The organism is Cohaesibacter haloalkalitolerans, from assembly GCF_003574655.1.
Classification (GTDB): Bacteria; Pseudomonadota; Alphaproteobacteria; order Rhizobiales; family Cohaesibacteraceae; genus Cohaesibacter; species Cohaesibacter haloalkalitolerans.
Window position 1 is genome coordinate 20,433 of the sequence record NZ_QNUM01000014.1, and the last position, 23,944, is coordinate 44,376.

At 59.8% G+C, this 23,944-nt stretch carries 15 protein-coding genes; 1 reads left to right on the forward strand and 14 read right to left on the reverse strand.

What is annotated here, in order from left to right; translation table 11 throughout:
- Window position 1: 1 nt before the first annotated feature.
- The 3 genes from DSL70_RS21355 to deoC form a co-directional block, all read right to left on the reverse strand.
- Window positions 2-1,501, reverse strand: a complete 1,500-nt coding sequence (locus DSL70_RS21355; RefSeq protein ID WP_119310013.1) for a sugar ABC transporter ATP-binding protein — start codon at window positions 1,499-1,501, stop codon at window positions 2-4.
- A gap of 81 nt (window positions 1,502-1,582) precedes the next feature.
- Complete coding sequence (locus DSL70_RS21360) at window positions 1,583-2,629, reverse strand: autoinducer 2 ABC transporter substrate-binding protein (RefSeq protein ID WP_119310014.1); 1,047 nt, start codon at window positions 2,627-2,629, stop codon at window positions 1,583-1,585.
- Between the two features lie 93 nt (window positions 2,630-2,722).
- On the reverse strand, window positions 2,723-3,394 hold the full coding sequence (gene deoC, locus DSL70_RS21365) for a deoxyribose-phosphate aldolase (protein ID WP_119310035.1): 672 nt from the start codon (window positions 3,392-3,394) through the stop codon (window positions 2,723-2,725).
- A gap of 236 nt (window positions 3,395-3,630) precedes the next feature.
- Between deoC and DSL70_RS21370 the strand changes: the two genes are divergently transcribed.
- A complete protein-coding gene (locus DSL70_RS21370; RefSeq protein WP_119310036.1) occupies window positions 3,631-4,395 on the forward strand; it encodes a DeoR family transcriptional regulator in 765 nt (254 codons plus the stop codon).
- A 78-nt stretch (window positions 4,396-4,473) separates the two neighbouring features.
- Here DSL70_RS21370 and DSL70_RS21375 read toward each other — a convergent pair whose 3' ends face one another.
- The 11 genes from DSL70_RS21375 to DSL70_RS21425 form a co-directional block, all read right to left on the reverse strand.
- Window positions 4,474-5,526: a TRAP transporter substrate-binding protein gene (locus DSL70_RS21375; RefSeq protein WP_119310015.1), complete on the reverse strand. Its 1,053-nt coding sequence runs from the start codon at window positions 5,524-5,526 to the stop codon at window positions 4,474-4,476.
- Window positions 5,527-5,538: 12 nt separating this feature from the next.
- Window positions 5,539-6,078 (reverse strand): TRAP transporter small permease, encoded by a 540-nt coding sequence (locus DSL70_RS21380; RefSeq protein ID WP_119310016.1) that lies wholly within the window; start codon window positions 6,076-6,078, stop codon window positions 5,539-5,541.
- 244 nt (window positions 6,079-6,322) lie between these two features.
- A complete protein-coding gene (locus tag DSL70_RS21385) occupies window positions 6,323-6,685 on the reverse strand; it encodes a hypothetical protein (RefSeq protein WP_119310017.1) in 363 nt (120 codons plus the stop codon).
- Window positions 6,682-8,532 (reverse strand): M48 family metalloprotease, encoded by a 1,851-nt coding sequence (locus DSL70_RS21390; protein ID WP_162916975.1) that lies wholly within the window; start codon window positions 8,530-8,532, stop codon window positions 6,682-6,684. Before DSL70_RS21390 ends, DSL70_RS21385 begins: the two co-directional genes overlap by 4 nt.
- A 109-nt stretch (window positions 8,533-8,641) precedes the next feature.
- Window positions 8,642-9,640 (reverse strand): hypothetical protein, encoded by a 999-nt coding sequence (locus tag DSL70_RS21395; protein WP_119310019.1) that lies wholly within the window; start codon window positions 9,638-9,640, stop codon window positions 8,642-8,644.
- On the reverse strand, window positions 9,624-17,174 hold the full coding sequence (locus DSL70_RS21400) for a ligand-binding sensor domain-containing protein (RefSeq protein ID WP_119310020.1): 7,551 nt from the start codon (window positions 17,172-17,174) through the stop codon (window positions 9,624-9,626). The genes DSL70_RS21395 and DSL70_RS21400 overlap by 17 nt, the downstream gene beginning before the upstream one ends.
- A gap of 2 nt (window positions 17,175-17,176) precedes the next feature.
- The gene (locus DSL70_RS21405) at window positions 17,177-18,475 is read right to left on the reverse strand and encodes a hypothetical protein (RefSeq protein WP_162916976.1); all 1,299 of its coding nucleotides are present in this window, start codon (window positions 18,473-18,475) and stop codon (window positions 17,177-17,179) included.
- 11 nt (window positions 18,476-18,486) lie between these two features.
- Window positions 18,487-19,014: a hypothetical protein gene (locus tag DSL70_RS21410; RefSeq protein ID WP_119310022.1), complete on the reverse strand. Its 528-nt coding sequence runs from the start codon at window positions 19,012-19,014 to the stop codon at window positions 18,487-18,489.
- Complete coding sequence (locus DSL70_RS21415; protein WP_119310023.1) at window positions 19,007-21,217, reverse strand: hypothetical protein; 2,211 nt, start codon at window positions 21,215-21,217, stop codon at window positions 19,007-19,009. Before DSL70_RS21415 ends, DSL70_RS21410 begins: the two co-directional genes overlap by 8 nt.
- Window positions 21,210-22,829 (reverse strand): hypothetical protein, encoded by a 1,620-nt coding sequence (locus tag DSL70_RS21420; RefSeq protein ID WP_119310024.1) that lies wholly within the window; start codon window positions 22,827-22,829, stop codon window positions 21,210-21,212. Before DSL70_RS21420 ends, DSL70_RS21415 begins: the two co-directional genes overlap by 8 nt.
- Window positions 22,829-23,920 carry an AAA family ATPase gene (locus DSL70_RS21425; RefSeq protein WP_119310025.1) on the reverse strand — a complete coding sequence of 364 codons (1,092 nt, stop codon included), beginning with the start codon at window positions 23,918-23,920 and terminating at the stop codon, window positions 22,829-22,831. The genes DSL70_RS21420 and DSL70_RS21425 overlap by 1 nt, the downstream gene beginning before the upstream one ends.
- Between the last annotated feature and the right edge of the window lie 24 nt (window positions 23,921-23,944).

Below are 23,944 nucleotides of genomic sequence, written 5' to 3' on the forward strand. Positions count from 1 at the left end.
CTTACGTGAACGACTTCAGTTGTTCGCTGATCACATCTTCGCTGATGGCGTCGCCTTCGAGCTCATCAACAAACCGTCCGCGATGCATGAGGATGACACGGCTGCAGTTCTGGGCCACTTCGAGCACATCGTCCGAAATCATCAGCACGGCAAGACCATGGTGTTCGACCAGCTCACGGATCTTGCGGTGAATCTCGGCCTTTGATCCGACATCGACGCCAACCGTCGGGCCATTGAGGATCAGCACCTTGGCATCGGTCAGCAACCAGCGCCCGAGCACGACCCGCTGGGCGTTGCCGCCGGAAAGCTCGCCGACCATCTTCTCGGCGCTCGGCGTGGCAATCTGCATCGAGGCGATGGTTTCATCGGCCACCCGGTCCACCCGGGGAATGTCGATGATGCCGCCCTTGGCAAGATTGTCGAGCGAGGTAGCAATGATGTTGCGCTTGATCGACTGCGTCATGAACAGACCTTCGGACAGACGATCCTCCGGTACATAAGCGATGCCCTCGGCAATGGCGTCCTGCACGCTGTCAAGCGCAATGGCCTTGCCATCGACCTTGACGCTGCCGCTTGCGGGCGTAAGCATCCCGAACAGGCTGAGCGCCAGCTCCGTGCGGCCCGAGCCGAGCAGACCGGAAAGGCCGACGATCTCGCCGGGATAGAGTTGCAGATTGATGTTTTCATAATCACCGGGCAGGGTCAGCCCCTGCACATCGAGACGCGGCATGACGTCCGGCCCCGGCTTTTCCTTGCGAAACGGTTCAATCTCGATATCGAGCCCGGTCATATGACGGATCACGGCGGCTTCATCGAAGTCCGAGGTTGACCCCTCGGCCACCTTCACGCCGTTGCGAATGACCGTCAGACGCTCGGAAATCTCCAGCATCTCGCGCATCTTGTGACTGACGAACAGAATGGCAATGCCGCGGCTCTGAATATCCCGCACAATACGGAAGAGCGTCTCGACCTCCTTGCCCGTCAAAGCCGTCGTCGGCTCGTCCATGATGATGAGTTTGGCATCCGACATCAGGGCACGGGCAATGGCAACCAACTGCTTGCTCGATGTCGGCAGGCTTTCCACCTCGGCATCCAGATCGATATCGACGCCCAGACGGTCCAGCGCCTCACGCGCCAGCTTTTTCACGCGGCCCCAACTGACAATCTTGGTCTTGGCCCTGAGTTCGGTGTTGAGGGCGAGGTTTTCCGCCACGGTCAAATTGCCGAACAGGGAGAAATCCTGATAGATCACCTGAATGGCGCGGTTCACCGACTCGATGGGCGACAGATTCTCGACCTTCTCCCCTTCGATGATGATCTCACCTTCGGTGGGCTGATAGACCCCGGATATGATTTTGATAAGAGTGGATTTCCCCGACCCATTCTCACCAGCAAGGCAATGAATTTCGCCTTTGTTGATGGTTAGGGAGACGTCATCCAGTGCACGCAACCCGAGAAACTGCTTCCCGATGTGGCGCAGTTCAATGAACGCTTCAGACATGCTCGACCCAGGCGTTTGAGAATTTGAAATTGGGTGTAACAGGGGCAGCGCCGCAAAAGCGCTGCCCCGAAGGCGACCGGATCAGAAGTTGTATTGATCCATGTTGTCCTTGGTCACACCGACCCAGCCTGCGCCATAGAGCAGATTTGGCTGCTCGGCGACCGGAGTGATCAGATCGGTATATCCTGGCAGACCGAGGTTGAGGCCAGCCTTGATTTCCGCATCCTTCTTCTCAAGAGCCATCACGGCAACGATGTTCATTGCATAGCCTGCAACAGCCGGATCCCAGAACTGGATATACTGGATGTCGTCATTGGCCAGATATTCACCGGCAACAGAAACAAGACCCGTACCAGCAAAGAACAGCTTGTCCTTGAGGCCACGTTCAGCGATCAGACGGCCAGCGCCAGCAGATGTAGGCATCGGCCCCCCGACGATACCCTTGAGATCCGGGTAGGTGGTGAGGGTTTCCTTGAGCTTGTTATAGTCGGTGTTGGCGTCGTCATAGGTTTCCAGACGATCGGTCACCAGTTCCATCTTCGGGAAGTTGGCTTTCTGGTAGTCGATTGCACCGTCAATCCATTCGTTCTGCGACTTGGAGGTCAGGCTGCCGACGGTTGCGGCATATTTGCCTTCACCGCCCATGTAACCACCAAGCACTTCCATCAACTTGGCGCCATAGGCATGGTTGTCGAAGGCTTCCAGGACATAGTCGGCGTTCTTGATGTTGGATGCTTCATGGGCAACGACGACGATGCCACGGTCACGGGCCTTTTTGAGAACCGGCTCAACAGCTTCCACAGAGAAAGGCACGATCGCGATGGCGTCAACGCCCTGAGCGATCAGGTTTTCAACGATCTGGACCTGTGCAGCAGCATCTGCCTGGCTTGGGCCAAGCATCCAGGTGTCATGGCCGGTTTCGGCAGCAAACTGCTTGACGCCATCCCGCATGCGGTCGAACCAGGCGATACCGTCAACCTTGACCACCGTAGCAATGGAATATTCTTTCCCCGTAGCGCTCTTGTAAATGTCCTTGCGCACCTGAGAGGTGTCGACCGGACCTTCAGCCAGAGCAGGAGCGGCAACAAGCGCAGCCGCTACAAGAATTGATGAGAACAAAGACTTCATTGAATCCTCCCTTGGATTGTCTATGTCATCTATTCGGATAAGTGAGAGAACGACCGCATGTTCCTCCAAACCACTGCGGCCATTCACATGGCATCAGCCGGAGATGATTGCGATGCTGGCGCTGGCACCAAGCCGCGATGCGCCTGCATCAATCATTCTGAGGGCATCGTCGCGAGTGCGCACGCCCCCGGACGCTTTCACGCCCATATCCGGCCCGACTTCAGCACGCATGAGAGCCACGTCCTCTGCTGTGGCTCCCCCGCCCATGAAGCCGGTGGAGGTCTTGACAAAATCAGCCCCTGCCTCTTTCGACAGCTTGCAGGCCAACTTCTTTTCTTCATCGCTCAGAAGGCAAGTCTCGATGATCACCTTGAGCTTGGCATCGCCACAGGCCTTCTTGACCGCAGCAATATCGGACCGAACGTAATCCGCATCCCCCGCCTTGAGCTGCCCGACCGGAATGACCATGTCGACTTCCTGCGCCCCTTCGGAGACCACCCAGCGGGCTTCCTCACATTTGAGAGACGTCGGGATGGCCCCGAGTGGAAAGCCGATGACTGAACAGGTCAAAACGGCACTGCCCTTCAACAGGCTGGCAACTTGCGGAACGTTGATCGGATTGACGCACACGGAGCAGAAACCGAACTCGATCGCTTCCCGACAGATTTTCTCCACTTCCCCCGGCGTCGCCTGCGGCGACAGGATGGTGTGATCGATATAACCGGCCAACTGCTCGGAGGTGAGATCTGAAGCTCTGGATGTCATGGAAGGCTGCTCCTGGTATTCAACACATGAAAACAAGGTCTTGTTAATCAATGTTACTATTCTAACATTTGTTGAAATCATATTCACATATTGACGCCTTTAAAGTCAAATAGTAAAAGATTATTGTGATATTTTTTTCACAATAACGGGATGGCCTTCCAATTTTTTTCCGTTATAAGGTGATCAGTTCGCAAGACCGAAACGATTCAGTTCGCAGAAATGCAAGGCTTATGACGATGCAGAGCCGCAGGAAAACGAGGCTAGACAAACTGGCACAAACGCTCGAGGAAGGGCGCATGGTTCATTTGCGCGACGCCGCCTCCATCCTCGGGGTTTCAGAAATGACCGTGCGGCGCGACATCGCATCAAGCGACAACCGGTTCACCTTTTTCGGCGGTCATATCGTTGGAGCCGGAGAGCCGGGTTCCGGCAAGGGCTACTTCCTCCACCGCGAGAATGCCACCAACGTTGCCGCCAAGCAGGCCGCCTGCCAGAAGGCCATCAGCCTCATTCAGCCTGGTGACGTGATCTTCCTCGACTGCGGCACCACTCTGCCCTACATCGCGCAAAAGCTCTCCGGGTTGAATCCACTGACCGTGATCTGCTATTCGGTCAACATTGCCGAAATCATCTGCAAGCAACCCAATCTGAAAGTCATCCTGCTGGGCGGAGAATATCATCCGTCTTCGGCGTCCTTTGCCAGCGAGGAAGCTCTGGAAATGCTGTCCAAGCTTGGCATCAACAAGGCGTTCATTTCAGCTGGCGGCCTGCACCCACAACATGGTCTGAGCTGTTCCAACTTCCACGAGGTCCGCATCAAGCAGATCGCCATGAGTCGGGCTGTTACCAACATTCTGGTGATGGGATCGAGCAAGATTGGCAAGGTCAAGGCAGCGCCCTTTGCCGACCTCAACGCCATTGACTATCTGGCAACCGATGACGACATTACCGACGAACAGCGCGCCCTGCTCATGGATTCCCGCATAGAACTGGTGCCCTGAGACGCCATCCTGAAGGGGAAACAGAAAAGGGGAACACGCAATCGGGCTCCCCTGTTCTTCGTTCAGGTTTTCAGAATTCTAGTTGGAAACCTTGGCGAACGCGGCGTCGAGCCTGGTTTCGCAGGCCTTGATTTCGCTCTCGAAGCGATCAAGCCACGCCTTGCCCTCATCCCCGGCTTGCTTGATGAAGAAGTCCTTCACCGGAGCGGTAGCCTCCCGAAACGCCGTCTTTTCCGCAGCCGTCGGCGTGTAGATGCTGCCGCCTGCCTTGCGGAAGGTCTCATAGGCGTCATACTCCTTCCATTTCGGATAGACGCGCAGGAACTGGTTCTGGGCGGCGATGCCGTCGATGACCACCCGTTTCAGCTCTTCGGGGAAGGAATTGAAGCGTTCGTTATTCATGATCCAGACACCGCCCATGTAGGCGTGGCCGTCAAGAATGATGTATTTGAGGCTCTCCTCGAACTTCATCATCGTGATGTCAACGATACCATTCTTAGTGCCGTCAACAACACCGGTGGACAGCGCCGTGTAGACCTCGGGCCACGCAATGGGCGTCGGCGCACCACCAAGCGACTTGACCAGCTCCTGCTGGATCGGTGCAGGCACGGTGCGGATTTTCAAGCCCTTGATGTCTTCGGGCGTCTTGATCTGTTTGTTGGTGGTGGCAAAGTTGCGCCAGCCACCGGAGTTGGACACCATCATCAGGCGCAGATTGCCGGTCTGCTCAAGCACATTCTTGCGAATATCGGCGAGAAAATCCTCATTGTCATAGACGCATTCGGCCACACGGTCATCGCGCAGCATGTAAGGCAGATCGAATGCGCCGACCGGGCCCCAATAGTTGGCCAGTTCCGGGATAGTGGTCTGGAAATAGTCGAATGTTCCCGCCTGCACCCCGGAAAGGCATTCCCGCGCCGTGCCGCACAGTTGGCCGCTCGGATAGATATTGACCGCAATCGCACCGTTGGAGTGGTTTTCGACGAAATTCTTGAACACCAGCAGCGATTGATGATTGTAACTCTCGATGTTCGTCACATGTGGCACCGTCAGCTCATACTCGGCGGCCCCGGCACTGACAGAGAGCGCCATGGCCGAAAGCAATGACAGGCCTAATGTTCTGATCTTCATGAAATCCTCCTCTCAATTCGTCCAGCCGGATTGGCTATCACCCTGCTCACCGGACCCTTCCAGAAAAAACAGACGCAGTTCTGAAATAACCTTTTGCAATGCGCTGAGCAGCGTTATCGCCATCATCAGCGGCGGTGCGATATAGATGACCCGCATGGAAATCGGCAGGCTGTCGGCCCGGCTGCCTCCACGCAAAAAGAAGTCGTAGCCGAACTTGATCCACATGAGCAATGTGACGATTGCCAGCAGATGAATGACCACCATCATCAGATGCCGCACGCGCCGTTGCTTGAGAAAGTCGCCAAGAAAGGTCATGGCGATATTCCTATCCTGCAGATAGATCAGCGGCAGGCAGAGATAGGTCATGTAGATCATCAGGAAACGCGACAGCTCGTCGGTCCAGCTCAGCGGCATGACCAGACCATAGCGAAACACCACCTGAAGCAGCACGACCACAGTCATGATGACCAGCATGCCACCGCCGATCCAGCTGCCCAACCGCGCCAGCGGCGCATTGATGGCATTCAGCCCTTTTTCCATGGCCTCAAGCACGGTGGTATCCCCTCCCCCAAGGTACAGCAATCAGCAAATACGAAATCAGGTCACACTGACACTCGGCACGATCTGAGCCGGGCGCAACAAATCAGTCCACCCAGTCTTGCATAAGGGGGAAAAAACGCAAGGGTGTGACAATTCGGGTTGCAGAGCCCTGTCAGGCGTGATTGGCAACAGGGCATTTTGCTGAGACCTCCTTGCAGACAAAGGCACCTACCCGGAAGGCTCCTGACAGGCTTACTTATTTCTGATCGACAAGATCTTTCAGTTTAGCAGCGGCGGCCTTGAGGATTGCGTCTTTATCGCCATCATCGAAGTCGCTCTTGACGCCCCGCAGCGCCTGATAGGCCACAAACAGATTGCCAGCCCGCTCGGCAAGGTCGAGCGCATCAAGGCCATGGTTGGTGACATAGTCGACGAGCTGTCCGGCAAAATTCCACAGATAGAGCAAATCGGCAGGCATGACCCCGTCGGCCCGCGCAACCCCATAATCAGCAGCCCCTGATGGCTCGCCGAAATAGTCGTCAAAACTGTCGGCGTCATCAACGGCTTCTGCCATGGATCGTGTCAGATCCCTGCGCAGTTTTTCCGCATCTATCATCATCGGCTGCTCTCCCGTGCCAGTCTCATATCCATTTTGCCGAGTGTGTCCTGCGCCCAAAAAGCAAGCAATCTCAACACCAGGTAGAAACTGGTCGAAATTGCAGCAAAAGGCAAGACCTCAGACCAGTCTGCCCCAGCAAATAGACCGGGAAGACGATCAAGGCTCGGAATGGAGTGGACGACCCCATGCCGTACCCCGTCCATAACGTCGGCTTGCCCGATGGCAAGAGTGCAGGAAAAGAGCAACACCAGCGCCAGTTCAGCCGTTCCAACGGCAGCGATGAGGGACCAGCGCCGCACGAACAGCAAAAGATACTGATGGAACAGCAACAGGGCTCCCGCCGCCATGATGAGCAGCACGATCCAGGTCAACAGCCAGCCGGTGTGGAACAGGCCAAAGCGCAGAACATAGTTGAGCGGAATGACGCAAAAGACCACCCCCGTAAGAACGATCATCAGAAAGCCAACCGCAGCCCCCGGAACAGAGGCAAGGGACAGCGCCAGATGCCGAACCAGCCGCCCCTTGTGCCACGGCGGCTTGAAGCGCCCGGAAAGCAGGCCCCTGATGGCCTTCACGATGCCACCGATCAGAAAGACCAGCAGCAGGACAAGCCCCGGCACACCGATCAGCTGGGCGTTGAAATTGGAGAAGATTCCCCGATAGAGCATCATCACCGAACCAACAAGCCCCGGCCCACAGACCTCGACCGCCAGCACCGCCAGAAAGGTCAACAACCATGCCAGCCCGCCCTTGCCGCTTGTCGCCGGAGGTCGCTTCGGCAAGGTGAAAGACAATCCGGCAAAAGCTCCGAGCGCCACGGCATCAAAAACCAGCACGGTCCAGCACAGATCTCTGGGCGCCACCAACACATAGAGGGTGCGGATGCTGAAGACGATCCCCCAGAAATAGATCAACATGTCCCGCGCATGGAGGCTGAAGCCTTGCTCATGCAGAGCCCTTTCATGAGGCGAGATACTCGTGCGCAGGGCTGACAGGATGTCCGGCTCCGGCGGGGTGTCGATAAAGCCGTAAGGGGCCTCGACATCGGCAACAAAGCGGAAGGCGGCCTGATCGGCAAAAAACTCCCGCGCCTTGATATAGCTAACGACCAGCCCGCGATAACACAGATAGATGCCACCGCAGAACAGGACGAAGATGAGGATCGAGAGCGGCAGAGTGAGCTTGGGCCCCGCCGGTGTCATCGACAACAGCGTCGAGCCGAACAGCATCAGCGGCCCGAAAATCGTGAAGACCATGAAGCTCAAAAGCGCCACCACCACCACAAAGGCAGAGTTCGCCAGATTATCCCGCGTCACCGCATGGGCGCATTCATGCACCATGAAGAAGGCAAGGCGCCTTTGCAGAGCGTCGGATCGCTTGCCTTTGAGAATGCGGCCAAGATGGCCCCTCGGTGCAAAGAACACGGCATCCGAGCCGAAAAAATCCGTCTCCGCCGCACCATTTCGTCCCATCGGCATACGGATATCGACAAAATAGCCAAGGCTTTGCAACAGATGCTCGGCAACCGGCCGCGCGGCAGGATAGAGCAACAGGCTCTCGCCTCTGGGCTTGTTGAAGCGGCAGATATGGGCAGCAAACAGCAGGCAGCACATGAACAGCAGCAAATGCCAGGCGGACGGATCGAAGACGGAATTGCCCCGCGCCTGCTCGAACACCGGAAGCGCTTTCGACAGCCAGGGCAGCAGCAACAGCGGATTGGCTCCATTGACCAGAAAGCTGAACTGGGCATAGAGCGACCCGGCCCCTCTTATGATGTCCAGCGCCCAGATCATCGAGAGCGCCAGTGCGACAAAGCAGGCCGCCCCCAGAGAAAGAAACGCAACCATGCTCCAAAATCCGGGCCCGGAGAGGGCAAAGGACCGGATCTGCGGATAGAGAGGCTGTAAGCTTTTAGTTCTTTTAGGGCTTTGGGCGCCTGGCCTGCCCGAAGAGGCTTCAGAATTCATCGAACTTCAAATTTTTGCAGACCGGCAGATCAGGAATTCTGCGCCGCCCGATCATGGAAAGAACCTGCGACCGATAGGTCAAAAGAAGAGTTGCTTTAAACGTCAATGCAAACACAGGTTTACTGACCCGATCGTGCGACAGAATGAAAGCCATCGCAACCTGATTCCGGCGGCAATGCATCATTTGCAGCATTTCACTCACCAGAATCGCGATCCGGTAGGCCATCTCCCGGACGCGCTGCTCGGCGACAACCGGCCCGCTCACCCCGACCAGACGATCCAGCGCCTCGGCTGGCTGGTGCCGTGTTCGGGATAACTGGCCGTCCTCATCAAGTACTTTCAGCATCAGGATGAGATTTTCGCTGTCCGAGCTTTTGATCTCGACGATTTCCATCAACGGCGACACGGAGCGAAGCAACGCCTGAAAGGCGGTCCGGACCTCAAGTGTGAATGTACCGCTCTCGATCTGCCGCCGCAAATGGCCCATATAGGCTTCAAACGGGCCTTCGGTCTGTTCATCCGTAGCCATTTCTTCGCGCAGCACTTCCCAGCGATCAACCTCGCCATCAAGCCAGCCGGCCATCGCCTGCCGATGCGCGTGGATGCGCTTGCCCTGCAGGGACCGCAACCGGCGCGGCAACCAGCCCTGCTGTGCGACAAGGCTGGACCAGCGCGACAGCCTCGGCAACGCCCCAATGCGCAACCAGTCCCGACCAGCCCCGCCCGCAGAGGCGGAGTAGTCGAACAGCGCCCGCAGGATATCCTCGGCCCTCAGATCCTCGGAAACGCCTCGCAACGGATCGACGTGCCGATCAATCCAATAGGACCATTGCCACAGCCATGGCAGACGCTCCGCCAGCCCGCCAACAATCGACAGATCATCAAGCCCCTGCCCTTGCACCATACCGACCTTGACCCTCAGCGTTTCCGCATCAAAGGAAAAGACGACATCCTTGACCGTCAGGGTCTCGTCAGGGGTCTTGATCATTCCGCCCTCCCTGCCCGATGAGGCTGCCATATCGCATGACATGGGACATCAGGGCATCCAGATCAGCCTGATAGACCTCGTTGCGATCAGCAACGATGAAATGGTCGCCGACCCGGCGGATGAACAGTGGGCCGCTGGCAAGCGTCATCAGCATCGCGCGCCGCCCCCCGAATGTCGCCCACAGGGCGTTCCCCTGTCCCACTTCCAACGCCATGGCGGCATCAGGTCGGCCCCAAAGCTCGAAATTGCCAAGATAGCGCATCCGGTCATCCAGTCTGGTAACGTCCCCATAGACACCTGCGTCCTCACTATAGCCCTCACAATCAAGGGACAGGATCGACGCCCCCATGCCGGGCCGCACCACATGGGCATAGGCCCGCGCGGAAGCAACCTCCACGCCCGCGACCCCATCACCCCCATAGGCTTCAGCAAGACCAGAAAGGGCGCGACAGGAGTTCACCGCTTCTCCTTTCAGCGTCTGGCGTCCGGTTGCCGAGAGAAGGGCAATCGCCCCGCTGTCATCGGTCGTCAAGGCCAAGGGTTTCTGTGTTAGTGCCCATTCGCCCACGAGCTCCCCTGAGCCCGGATCGAACAGGATCACCCGGTCATCAGTGCGCGCGGCTGCCACGATCCGGCCATCCTGCCGCGCCAGAACCGCATGCCCTGACACGGAAAGGTCCGAGAACCGTCCCTCGACCAGCCGCCGCGAAATCCGGTTACCATTGAGACTGGCGGCCGTCATGTGTACACCATCTTTGCCACCGCGATAGGCAAAATGACCATCATCGGCCAACAGGCCTTCACAGGCGGGCACCCGGTCCAACTGGCCTCTGGGTCGCCAGCGATAGAAGTCCCCGTTCTCGCCCTCAAGGCAAAGCGAGGCGCTGGCTGGCCGATCCCGCTCCAGCGCCCGGTCCACATCCATGTCCGTCTGAAGCACAATCAGCCTTCCGGCAAGCGCCTGCTGACCGGCAGCGCGGACAGCACTCTCGCCCTCCCAGTCGCCCACCTGCTGGCGCACCCAGCCAAGCCCCGTTATCATGTCGATATGATCCCGCTCGATTTGCGCAATCTGGCTGACCGCATCAAGGGCGAACCGGCCTCCAGAAAGGGCGTTGTCCTCACCGCGCCAAAGGAACCTGAGGCTGCCCGGCTGTCCGGCTGTCCGACCGATCAGCTCGATTGCACTGTCCCGCCCCTGGAACAGAGCCCGTTCCACAAAGGGATCCACCGGGCCGTCCGGAGCCAAATAGGCTTCAAATGGGGTGCCGGAATGATCAAGCCGCCCCTGCCAAAGCCGCCCGTCCAGACAGCGCAGAACGGTTTGGGAGCCTTCCCCGGCTTCCTCCGCCTCTCCTGCCAACGACAGGAAAGACGAGCCATCGCCCGCCGTTTCCGCCAGATCAAAGTCACAATGCGCCGCCTCGTCACCGGCAAGCGGCGTCAGCGAAAACTGATCGGGGTCGATTGCTCCGGTTCCGCTGTCGAGGGCGACAAACCCCTGTCTGGTATAGGCCCAGACCTGCCCCTTGGCAGAAACCAACCCCTGCCGCTCATCCATTGCAAGCCGCCCGCCCGCCAGAGCCAGCGGTCGCCAGCTGTCACCATCGCGATAGTCAAACTGCACGGCACCGGCTTCGTTACGCACGCGCATCCGGCCTGTCTCGAAGGCCATGCCCGCCCGTTGCCGCATAGCGAGCGCCGAACGATAGGCATCGGCCCGCTCGAAACGGGAGCCTTCAAACCGCCACAAGGCATCGCCACCGCCGACATAAAGCCCGGCAGGCAAGCCCTTTGGCTCCGAGCGGGAGGGAGCAATCGTGGTCGGCTGACAGTCAAACCGCAAGGCGCCCAGAGCAGAGCGCCCCGCACCGCGTCTGCCCAGTGGATAGCTCCTTTCCAGCGCCATGGAGCCACCAAGCGCCGTTACCGTGCCGCGCCAGCTCTGGAATAGCGTACCGCCACATTGCACCACGTCATCAAGGCTGTCATGGGGGAATTGTCCGGAGGCAGGCACCGGAACCGCCTCACCCGAGGGCAATCCACTGTCGTCCATGTAGCGCAGAAGGATCGCGCCCTTCTGCCGTTCCCATTGCCAGAAGCCATTGCCCCCCAGCGTCTCGACAGACAGGGTTTCGCCGCGCTCGCAGGGGCGCAACACCCCGTCCTCAACCGCCAGACAGTCATCGCGCCCCAGAACATAGGCCTCCGCATCGCGGTTGCGATAGGCCCCGATGTGATAGGCGGGTTCGTGCCGTCCCTGTCCGGCTCCGGCACCATCCAGCTCGACAAACCGCTGCGAGGCGATGTGCCCGGCATCAACCGTCAGAATCTGTAGCCCGATTGGGGTGCCCGCATAAAGCTTATTGCCAACACCGAGAATGGCGAGAAAGCGGTCCATCGGCATCGGCTCGCCCCGGCCCCAGCCAATGGGCGACCAGCCACCGGCAACACCGATCGCTTCGGTTTTAAGCTCGACAGACGAACGATTGGCAACAAAGCGGACCCGCAGCCAGTCCAGTTCGGCAGCGATCCGCTCGATATCAGGATTGTCGCCATAATCGACCCGGTCGAAACCGTGCCCGGTCCAGCGTCGGGAGACGGCCCCGCGCCGCGTGACGGCAACGATGGCCTGCCTGCCATCATGCATCGGTCGCACCGCCAGCGTCAGGCCTGCAGGCAGGTCGGCACTTGCCTCAACCGTCATGGCCAGAGCATCAAAGCCGGAAAACTGCCGCACCCCATCGCCGAGCCGGACAACCAGCCCATCCTCAGCGAAGGCAGCATCGAGAAGAATATCACTTTCAAAGCGCAGACCAAGGCGCCGCTCGGCGCTCATGGTGCGCGTGGTCGAGCGGGTGATCAGTCGGCCATTCTGATAGAGCCAGATGAGATCCTGATCATAGGCGACCTGTCGATCGGAGAAGGGATTGTCCGCCCGCTGCCAGCCGAGCACATCGAACACCAGCCACTGGCGGCCCCCATCAAGCGCAAACAGCCTGTTGCCAAGACTGGTCAGTTCCACCGACCGTGACGAAGGCAATGGTGCAGCATCGGAAAGACTGTCGGCCTGAACCAGCCCTACCGGCGTCAGGAACCACCCCTCGCCGTCAGCATAGGCCACGTCGCGCCGGTCATCGAATTTGAAGCCATCAGCCGCGAAGGCGTCATGGATCTTCAGCCCGTCCGACCAGCTCGCAGACACCCGTCCCGTCATGGCATTGGCCCTCAGTTGCAGAGAACCAAGAGAGAGAGCATAGTCCGGGTTCGCCGCCTCTGGGCGTTCATCCTCCGCGCCGATTGCCCGGCCATCAGCGAAATAGACCTTTCCCTGCCCGGCTCCGGCAATGGTCGAAGACAGCGACAGGCGCCGCCATTCAAGCCGACGGTCAAGGCCGGTGTGGTAATGCCAGACACCGTATCGATTGACCACCATGAAGTGTTCATCCCCGAGCGCCACAGCCTTGCCAGATGCCGCAAAGGCAAACGTGCCATCAGGCATCGCCTCGCGGACGGTCAACATCAAGGGCATACCGGCTTCATCCACAAAGGCGAAGCGGCCACTTTGCCGGTCCCAGCGGACCGCATCGTTGCCAGCTTCCGGCGCTTCAACCGTCGCCATCTGCCCGATCACCCGTTCAACGGCAAAAGCGCCCGCAGAAATCAGGATCTGACCCTGCTCGTCCTGCAACCGCGTGGCATCAAGCATGCCGCTGTCCGCATCGATCGCAGCCACAAGGCGCTCCGTGTCCGCTTCAAGGCTCTCGGCATCTTCAGCTTTTCCTTGCGCAGTGAGCGTGCCGGTCACGGCATCAAGCCGGAAAACACCAGTTTCCCGCTCAATGAGTATCGCCCCGTCCGCCCGCTTCAGAACCGCCTTGATCGGACCACCATCCGAAGACAACGCCAGCTGCTTGCGGTGGGGACGATCAACAAGCCATGCGCGACCGTCATCCATCGCGACCAGCCAGCGGTCATCCACAAGGGGAATGGCACGGCTGATCTTCCTCACATCAAGGCGCAGGGCCTTGGGCAGAATGAGGGTGCATCGGGAGAACCCCGTCTGCCCCGATTGCCACTCACAAAGCCTGACAGCACCGTCCGCCTCATGCAGCAACAGCCGATTGTCGGCAAGCACCGTCACCGTCTCTCCGGCGGCAGGCTGATAGGAAAACAGTGCAGGCGCCTCACCTTCTACGGCAAAAAGACCCTGCCCCCTTATCACGAGCAGCGAAGAGGGCGCTTCCGGATCGCCATCCAGAATGATCGTCTGGCCGTTCTGCTGCATGACCTTGCGACCGCCCGCCGCATAGGGCATGGCGATGGCGCGGGACATCGTGGGCCGGACACTGCCCGGCTCCTCGGCCACGGCGATGGCATTGTCGCTGAGATAGAGCCAGCGGCCATCCGCCATCCTCGCAACGTCTATCAATGCATCAGGAGAGAATGGCAATGCCGGAGAGGCCCATTGCCGCAGGGGCGAGAGGGAGAGAGAGGTAAGCGCAGCATCCACCGCGCCGCCAAGGCTACGACCATCTGCTGTTTCGACAGTCACCACCAGATCATCACCGCTCGCGGTCAGATCACTGCGCACCACGGCTCCCGCTTCCATCGGGAAGGCGCGATGGGACCAGTGCCGCCGGTCGCTTTCATAGCGCCAGATGCCACTCTGATCGGTGAAATAGAGTCCGTTGCCCATCTGCGCCATCGACTGGAAGGCGCGTGGATCCGGGCTGTTGATCGCGCGGGCCGGAATGCGCTCGGAAATGACCCCGTCCTTCCAAACCTGATAGGCCCCGTCGGCCAGCAGCAGACCGATTTCATCATTGGCCTCGGAGACTGCCAACTGCTCGGCCGCAAGATGAACAACCGCGTGGGTGAGGTCGACATTATAGCGGTCACAGCTATCGGACGGTTTGAGGGCTTCGAGCGGCACCAGATAGGCATCCTGCTCATTGTGAATGACCAGTTGATCCTTGAGGATCACCATTCTTGCATTCGGCGGAAAGGTGGAAAGCGACAGCGTGAACCCGGCAAAGCGACGATGCGGCTGGTCCCGCAGCCACAAGGTACCATCGACCAGAGCACCAACACCGAGACCGGGCAGCGCCACCACATCAATGATGCTCTCCCCGGATAGCCCCGGATTGCGATAATAGCAGACGGGCTGTCCAAGGCTGCCGTCATGGATCGGGTGGCGGGCCAGAAAGGTGACGGCGCCGTCAGTCTGCAGGGTCGCGATATCCTGCCCCACCTTGCTGGCCGAAAGCACCTGCGCCCCATCGATCGACAGACTGCGCTCGCCGAACCAGGCACTTTGACCGTCATAGCTGACGGGCTCTCCCTCTGTCACGCCCGCAAGCCGCAAGGTTCCGGACACCCCGAGTTCGAAGCGGCGCGTGATGCTGCGGGCAGAGGGTGAATAGACCGTCACCCCCTGATCGGACGCTAGAAACAGCTCAAGACCGTTGCTCAGCGCATCGGTCAGCGCGTCAGAGCCAAAGGCAAACGGCACGTCGCTGCCAGTCAGCCGTTGATTGCGATCGGACGCAATGACACTGCCCGCCTCACCAAGCAGATAGAGGCTGTCCCCAACCTTTGCGATCTCGCGGATATCCTCGTTGACCGGCATGAGGATCGTATCGACATACCCCCGCTCCATCTCAGAATAGACGCTGACCGCCCGATCTCGAGCCAGATAGGTGAGGGTCCCTTGATGCAGGACATCCTTCACAATCCCCTGTGCCCGATCCATCTGGCCCAGCAGTGATTGCATGGCAATATGCCGTCCCTCAGCCTTCAACCGAAAGGGGCGGCCCGAGCCATCGACCAATAGCAGCGTATCGCCATCCCGATGGACGGAACGCACCGGTTGCGACAGCAGCTGATGAGCCAGCCGGGTGAGCGAGACCGCATTGCCCTCGCCGGAGATCCCCCAGGCCTCGACCTCCCCCTTAGCCAGCGCCCACAGGACGTGCTCCCCGCCAAATAGCTGCGCATCAGCGTCGAACAACAGCCCCGGCAACAGCATGGCCCTGGGAACGGAGACATAGGACCGACGGGCAACATCATGCAGCACCAGATAGCTTTTGCCGACCATCACCAGACGCCCAAAAGCCGAGACGGCCCGTGTCATCTCCGCCAGAGGTTCAAGCGCCGCGACCCCGTCGGTCAGCAGTTGCACGCCATCCGTACCGATCCGCCAGGTCTGATTGCTTGCCGTCAATGCCAGAAGCTGTCCATCCCGGTCGCGAGCCATCGACCGCACCGCCTGTCCGTCGAGCGACCACGTGCTGATCTTGCCATTGCGATCCAGCAGGCCGACATTGCCAGCAGAGGCGAAATAGAGGCCATTGAGAGTCGGGGCGTCAAGAAAGACTGATAGAGGCTCATCGGCGAGTTGCTCCCAACTGCGCGCCGCCCGCTCATAGCGATAGATGCCAGCCTCCCCGAGCGTGAAAATGCTCTTGCCATCCTGCGAGATCAGGGCGCGCGACAGACGCGCCTGCGACAGTTCGGGATAGAGCCTGTCCTCACCAAACAACCGCACCAGCGAGCCGGGCGCTTCATAGCGGTAAAGCCCGAGACAAGCCCCTTCGCCACAGGTCCGTGTTGCCAGCACCAGCGCCTCGCCCTCGAACACCGACAGATCGAGGACAGCCTTGAAGCCATCATCAACCAGCCGGGCCGTGCTGACTTCACCATGCGCATCAAAGGACACCGCCCGCAATCCCGATGCAGTTGCCAGCAGAAACCCGTCGCCAACCGCCACCATCCGCGACGGCGGGGCGAGACTGTCATCGCCCATGATAGCCGTCTGGCTCTTGGCAGAAAGCGGCACCCAAAGGCGGCGGGTCAGATCGAACAGCCCCAGCCCTTCGGCACGTGTTGCCAGCAGCAGCCAGTGTTTGTCGGCAGAGATCGCCAGATCGGCAATGTCCTGATGGTCGATTGCCTTGCCGGAGGCTCCGACAAAGCGCGTGTCCGACACGAGCACCTGCCATTTGCCGTCATAGCGGACAAGCAGGCCACCGTCTTCACTATAGGCAAACAACGCCCGAGGATCGACACAAGCGGCAAGAGCCTCGCCGCTCTGGTTGGAACAGCCGGACGAAAGATCGGAAAAGGCGCTTTCGATACCCGCAAGACCGCCCGGCCCTTCATCGTCAGACCACAGACCGCTGCCGAGATCGACGCTGTGCAGCGCGCCGCCCTTGCGCAACAGCGTGAGCAGATCATCGTCGGCCAGATAGGCAGCCCCGACAAACGCACCAGACTGCCGCGCCGCATCGGACCGGAGGTTGGCTGCCAGACGGTCATCGGCAAATGGCTCGATCGGCTCGGGATCAAACCAGCCGAACCGCGCCTGCCCGCTTGCAAGAAACACCCCGAGGACAACCAGCCCGACGGCAACAAGCCCGAACAGCGACAACAGGATTGCGTCCAGCCGTCCGCGCAAGGGCACCAACCGCTCGATTGTACGCCTCTTGGCTTCCACTCTGTCAAAAGCGCGGTCACGCCACCGGGAAAACATGCCTAGAACCCTCCCGCAGCAAGCCGACTGCCATCCATCACCCGATAGGCGGGCTGCCCTTCGGGCCACAGGCTGAGCGCTCCGTCTTCCAGCCCCTTGCGATGAACAGTCTCGTGCAGCAGACGGATAGTGGCAAGACGCGATCGGGCAAACCACCACGCCAGCGCGTCCGCCTCGGCCTCGAAGTCGTCCGAGAGACGCAGCGCATTGTAGGTCCGGTCGAGGCTGGCAAGCACCGCCGCCGAGGCCACCGACCAGTTGCGGTCAGCAACCGCAAGAAAGGCAAAGCAGCAGGGAGCCAGCAATCTTGTCATGTCGCATTCCCCCGGCTGGACCCGGCGCGTCTGCGCAAACTGGGCTGAGGTGGCAGCCGAAAGCTGATCAAGACTGGCAAGAGCCTGCCGCAGGGCTCCCTGACAGGAGGCCAGCGGCCGCCCGGCGCAGAAGGCTTCCAGCAACTGCAAGCGTGGCCGTTCGTCCGGATCAAGCGCCGCGAGGAGTTCGTTGAGATAGTCGGCAACAGCGACATCCTGATGCCTGTCGACATGGCTGAGAAAGGCCAGATCGAAAAAGGCCTCAAGCCACCGTGCCCGCTTTTCATGGTCATCGCCAGCCTGATGCGGCTCCGCCCTGTTGCCATCACACATGACGGGAAACAGTGCTCGCGCCCGCATCAGGCGGTCGGCCTGCCGCAGCCAGCCTTTTTCCACCCCGTTGCCTGCAAGGACAGCAGCCTCCATCCGCTCAAATTGCGCATCAAGGGCATGCTTGATCACCAGTTCGGCATAGGAGGCTCCAACACCGGTTCGCCGCGCCCAGCCAACCACTGTCTGCAACAGTCCCATGTCGGGCGCTTCATTGCCCTGAACCCGCAGCCGCACAAGCCCTGCCAGCACCAGAATGACCATGCGATGCAACGGCCGCAACGGATCATGGCCGCTTGCCCAGCTCACCGACAGCAACGCAAGGATGATCCCGACGGGCAGCCATAGCACCAGACACCATGGATACCACGCGGTCCAGAGCCAGCCCTTGAGCGGCAGCCAATAGGCATCATGCAGCCGGTAGATATCGAAGAAGGGAAAGATGTCCGGCCAGAGCTCAAAGACGGTAGGAAGAGAAAAGAGCAGCACCCCCACCAGCCCGCCACCGAGCATCCAAATGCGCCGGTTGCGATTGGGTCGATAGGGGTCAGGCGCATTGTCCTGCAGCAACAGCGAAAGCGAGCCCGCTCGCCGCTCTTCCGGCGGCGGCACGGCCACAGGCTTTTTCCGCAAGGAAAGGGCCAACAATTGTTTCACTCGCCGGATCATCAGCCTTGCCCCCACCTGAGACCTGAAGACCCGGAGAGGTCTGTGCTCTCATGGTCGCGCATGGACACTTCGATGCTGCCCGCACCAGCAATCCAGCCCCAGCCGCGACTGACAAGACCGCTGATGTCGGCCCGATAGACAAAGGCACCATAGACCAGCCCCAAGGCGACCACCAGCACAAGAATGCAGCGCCAGAAACGGGACCAGACCCGTCGAGCCTTGAGCCACAGGAACTCCCCCCGCCGCGCCACCATCACAAGGCGATAATGCAGCCGGGTCCAGCGCATCGACCAGTGCGCCTTTTTCAAGTCGCGCCGCGACTGCTTGCCAAGCGCCGAGCGGGTCTGCAGAAAGCCTTCAACCCTCGCCTTGCCACTGCTGGAAGCCTTCTGGATACGGCCGATATTCTGACGCGACCGGGCGATATTTTCGGGTATTTCGGCCAGCCCCTGCTCAAACGTCCGGTCAAACGGATCCAGCAGTCTTGCAGTGTCTCCCAGAGACCTTGGCGGTGAAGGATCAGGCATTTTTGTCCAGCTCCTCCCGCAAACGCTCGATCATCTCATTGATTGCGCCGATATTCCGGCTGGCGGTCTGGACAAAGGCCTGCGAATTCTGATGCTCCGTCCAGATGGCATCCTGAATGGTGCGACGGGTGCTCTCCAGCTCGGAGAACTTGCCCGGTACCTTGCGGATCATGTCCTCATAGGAAGAGGCATTGCGAATGCTCTCGCCAACCAGTTGCTCCAGCGCCACCGACCGGTCGCTGAGATCTTCCATCAGACCGGTGATTTTGGACAGATAAACCCTGAGTGCGTTGACCTCCTCGGCCATCGCGTCCAGCAATCCCTCGCTGCGCGATGCAAGCGCCCGGTCCACAGCGGCCATATCCGCCTCAAGCCTTGTTGCAAGCGCTGCATTGCTTGTCTCGATCTTCTGCATCTGCTCCCCGCGCCAATGGGCATCCACCATTTCGGACACAAAAGAGGCGGTATCCAGATAATGGCCGATCTGCAGATTGTCGTTGAGGAACGGGATCACGCGCCGCACGGGCAGGAAGTCGGCACCATCGAGAATCTCGATACGCAGCCTGCCATCCTCGCTCTGGCCAAAGCAGTAGATCGGGTTCTCCATCTTCATGACGTCTGCCACATCGGACGCATTGAAAAAGCCGCCAAAGCCCTGCTTAAGATAGCTGTCGATATCGCTCTGGGTGGCGCGAAAGTTGGGCACGACCACATGGGACGGTGGCGTGAAGACCAGACTGCGGGCCTTCCGGGCAACAGCAAACTGGGCAAACATCGGGTCGACCCGATGACTGATGGTGCCGCATTTCAGCCTGTTCCGCCAGAGAACAGTCGGATAGGCCGGTTCCGTTCCCACATCCCGCAACCGATAGAGCAGGAAATGAACCCCGTGCGGATCTTCGCTGCTGCTCGAAAAGCCATAGCGGAGATGGCCCGAATCGATAACCTCGAGACTGAACCGCCTGAGATAGTCGACAAAGGCCTCGATCCCCTCGGCAGGAAAGCGCAGCAGACGCCAGTCCCCTGCCCCTTCGCCGAGAATGAGGTCTCGCCGGATCGCCAGCTCATCAATCTGCCGGTCGATCTCCATCAACAGCTCCGAGCTGTCGTTGTAATCAGGCAACCGTTGCAGGCTCAGGCGGTGACCGATCGTGCTGGCGTGCTGTTCCAGCAGCCCGCGCAGATGGACCGTCGCATCATCCAGATGGGCCAGCCTGACGAAATCGACATCGACCGGCGGAGAAACGGGCGCCGCAGCAGCAGCTTCGCCTCCCGCCCCGTCAGCAGCAACGGCATCATTGCCAGCGGAGGAGACGGACGACAAAATGTCGAGCTTCGGCAGATCGACCTCAAGCGCATCGATGCTCACCATGCCGCTGTCGTCGCTCTGCCAATCAAGTGCCAACCCCTTGGGCGCCTCCGCTCCAAGCGTCAGCATCAGCCGGAAGACGATGCGGCTCGCGGCCACCCGCACGGTTTCAGCAAGCTGCACCTGCGGTTTGAGCAGCAGCAGGTGACCTCCGACAAGCGGATAGGCAAGCCGGAAATCGACGTTGCCTTCAAACAGCTCCTGATGCCTGAGGACAATCGCTTCGGTACCGCCCCATTCCGGATTGATCCCGATCCTGGCAATGGCCAGATGGCCGGGAATATCACCAGCCCGCGGCGGCTCGGCCCGCTCGACCCCGAGGCACGACAGGTTCATGCCGCTGGATCGCCATTCAATGCGGGCAAAGGCCTCGGCAACCGAGGTCATCGGCCCGACCACTCCAAGCACATAGGCCGTGTCGTCAAGAGCCGTCGCCGTGGCAATGGCATTAGAGCCGATCGCCATCAGGAAGCGGCTCTGGCTTGATGCGATGGCAAGCCCGATCAGCCCGGCAAAGGCCCGCGTGGCATCCTCGGCAATCCACTCTTCCAGTCTGGCGTCGGCCAGATCGTCGGGCAGCCGCCCACCCTTGCTGGCGATGGACGGATGCCGGTTGTAGCTCTGGTAAAGCATCCCCTCGATGCGCGGATCAACATCGGCACCGGGGCGGGTATGGTCGGTGCGGAAGGACAGCACGACCTGACCACTACGCTCCGGCTGAATATGGATGCGGTCGATCCCCTCGGCCCCGGTCTTCTCGATCAGATCCGCCAGAATTTCCAGAGCAACCTCGGCAGAAAGGCGAGGCAGCACATAGACCAGTTGTTCAGCCATTTACCTCGTCCCAAAAGAATTGCAGCATTGCACCAACCAGTTCGCCTGCGAGCTTGTTGAGGGCTTCCGGACTGACCGGATCAGAGGCTCCGCCCGGAATGGCAATGGACAGGGCCGCCTTCTGCCCATCCTCGAGAGTGTATCGCTCGCCACCACGTATCGCGGCGGGGCAATTGATGACCATCGTGACGGTCGGCGGCGTCGAATGAGGACCAGAAGTGATGAACGGTGCAGCACCCACGCGGGCGCGCCGGATCACCACCATCAGGGCCGCAGCAAAATCCGGCAGATCGTCATCCCCCGGCCCGGAGGCTTCGGGAAACAGCGTGCCCAGAATATCGCCGAGCCCCGGCTCCTTCTGCTGCCAGAAACAGGATGCAGCCATCCCGCCATCCTGCCGACTGTCAAGCCCCGGCATCAGGGAGAGGAAGCCGGGCAACCAGCCTGCATCGCAGAAAAACCGGTGCATCTGAAGACGACTGACAGTGGTGGCATCAAGCACCTTGAGATGGCGATAGTCGCCCACCTTCATGCGAGCGGTGACAACGCCCATCTGCCGACGCCATTGCCCAAAGCGCACCTCGCTTTGCAACAGGTCATTTTTGGCCAGAACAATCGCCATGCGAAAGATGGCATCGAGCCAGCAGGCCCTGGCCAGCGCAATCGCCGGGTCGTCGCCGTCATCAAGGCTTGCCCCGAGCAGCAGCACCTGCTGCTTCTGGTCGAGCGGTGGCGGGCGGTGCCTTGCGAAAAACGACGAATTGAGCAGCTTGTCGGCCAGAAGATGCGGCGGCAAAACCATTTCCGACAACAGCATGTCCTCGATGTCCTCGACGCGAGCGGTGGTATGGATGCCCACCACGCCCCCCTGTTTAGGGTGCGCCAGATGGGCATTCTGCTCCTCGGTCAGCTCGAAACTGTCCTGCCCCGGTTCCGGCACAAAACTCGGTTTCGGCGCAAGACCATGGACCATCCGTAACAGCACATCATCATAATAGACCCGGGCAAAAGCCTGCTCGGTAAAGTCACCGCCGCCGTGGCGGGCCCGCTGCAATTCTCCCCAAAGCTGATGCGCAACCCGCTCCCAGAACAACGGCCAGGCCTGCGATTCCCGTTGTTTTTCGGGCTTTCCGTCCTCACGCGCCGTCAGGTCCGTTTCGCAAACCGCGAGAAAGCGCGCCTCGAACCGCCGCGCAAACGACAGATACGCCTCCTCATCGACCCTATCGAGCCCACTCTCAAGGCTGAACAGGAAGGTCTCGCCCATCTCCTCCATGACCATTGCGGCAAGCGGCAGCAGACAGATGTCATAGAATTGCGGTCGCGGGATGTGATCGAACTGCCGCGGATCCTGCTTCATGCTGCGAGTTGCGTCGAGCGCATCAAGAAGACGACGATAGACCAACAGCCGCACCGGATTGGAAAAATCCGGATAGCGCACAGAGAATCCCTGAGCCAGCTCACGCGCAAAGCCGGGCGGGATGCCGATATGACGATCATGGAACAGGCGCAGGACCTTGCGGGTCTCTCCCTGCACCGGGAGAGTTGTCTCTCCCACAGCAGCGGTGATCCAGCGATCAGCCTGTTCTCTCCCGACGATGGTCACATTCATTACAATTGGCCCTTGACCAGCAGCGACATCAGGTCGTTTTCCTGAAACGGATCCGGCAAGCGGTCCAGCCCATGTCGCGCCAGCAGCATCAGATCCTCGCCGATGTCAGCCATCGGTTGGGCTTCGCCCTTCTCGGCGGCCCGCATCAGGGCATTGACCAGAAAGATCCTTGAAAAGCGCACCAGCCGCCGGTTGGAAAGCTGCGACAGACGACGCCCGCGCGCATAGTCGGCGATGCAGGTGAGGCGCACCAGCATGTCATTGACCCCGTCGTCCTGCAGGTCGATCGACAGTCCGCCACTCTGGCTCATGGCGCGCAGATCGGCCCGGAAGAGCTCCGCCCGTTCCAGCAAAAGCGGAAAAGTTACGCCTAGATCGGCGGCGTGGCTTTCCTGCCAGCCGGTCTGGATGAGCGCCCCGATGGCATGCGGTTCGGAGGGCACATTGTCCACCCAGCTACGCAGCAGAAAGCGGTCATAGATCGCCAGCAACTCGGGCCGCTTGGGCGGATAGTTGGTCGCCCCGAACAGACAGGACAGGTTGACCTCGAAGGATTTGCCCCGGTCGTGAAACTTGTGCTCGTTGATGAAAGTCAGCAGCGAGTTGAGAATGGCGCTCGAGGCATTGAACACTTCGTCCAGAAAGATGATCTCGGCATGTTGCATCATGCCTTCATGCAAGCGTTCGAGCCCGCCGCTGCGCCCGTTGGCGTCAAACAGCTTGCCGATATCGAAGAAACCGAACAACTCCCCCGGCTCGGTAAAGGGCGTCAGCAGATATTCGAAATAGCGCGGCTCCTGCTGCAATTGCCGCAAGACGCCATTCTCGCCATGGCTCTCGTTGCCAAGCAACTCATCATCGCCCAACAGACCACACAAATGGGCAAAGGCACGGATCAGGCGGGATTTGGCCGTGCCCGGAGGGCCGATCAGCAGCATCGATTCGCCCGAGGCCACCGCCAGCATCTGGCAATGGATCTGTTCGGAAAGGCCGTAGAAGCGTTCGTTGAGAGTTTTCTTGACCGCCACCAGATCTGAAAAAAGATCCCCGTGGCGCTCCAGCAATTCCGCCATGACTCTTTGCGAAAACATACAACGACTCTCCTAAAAAGCGGC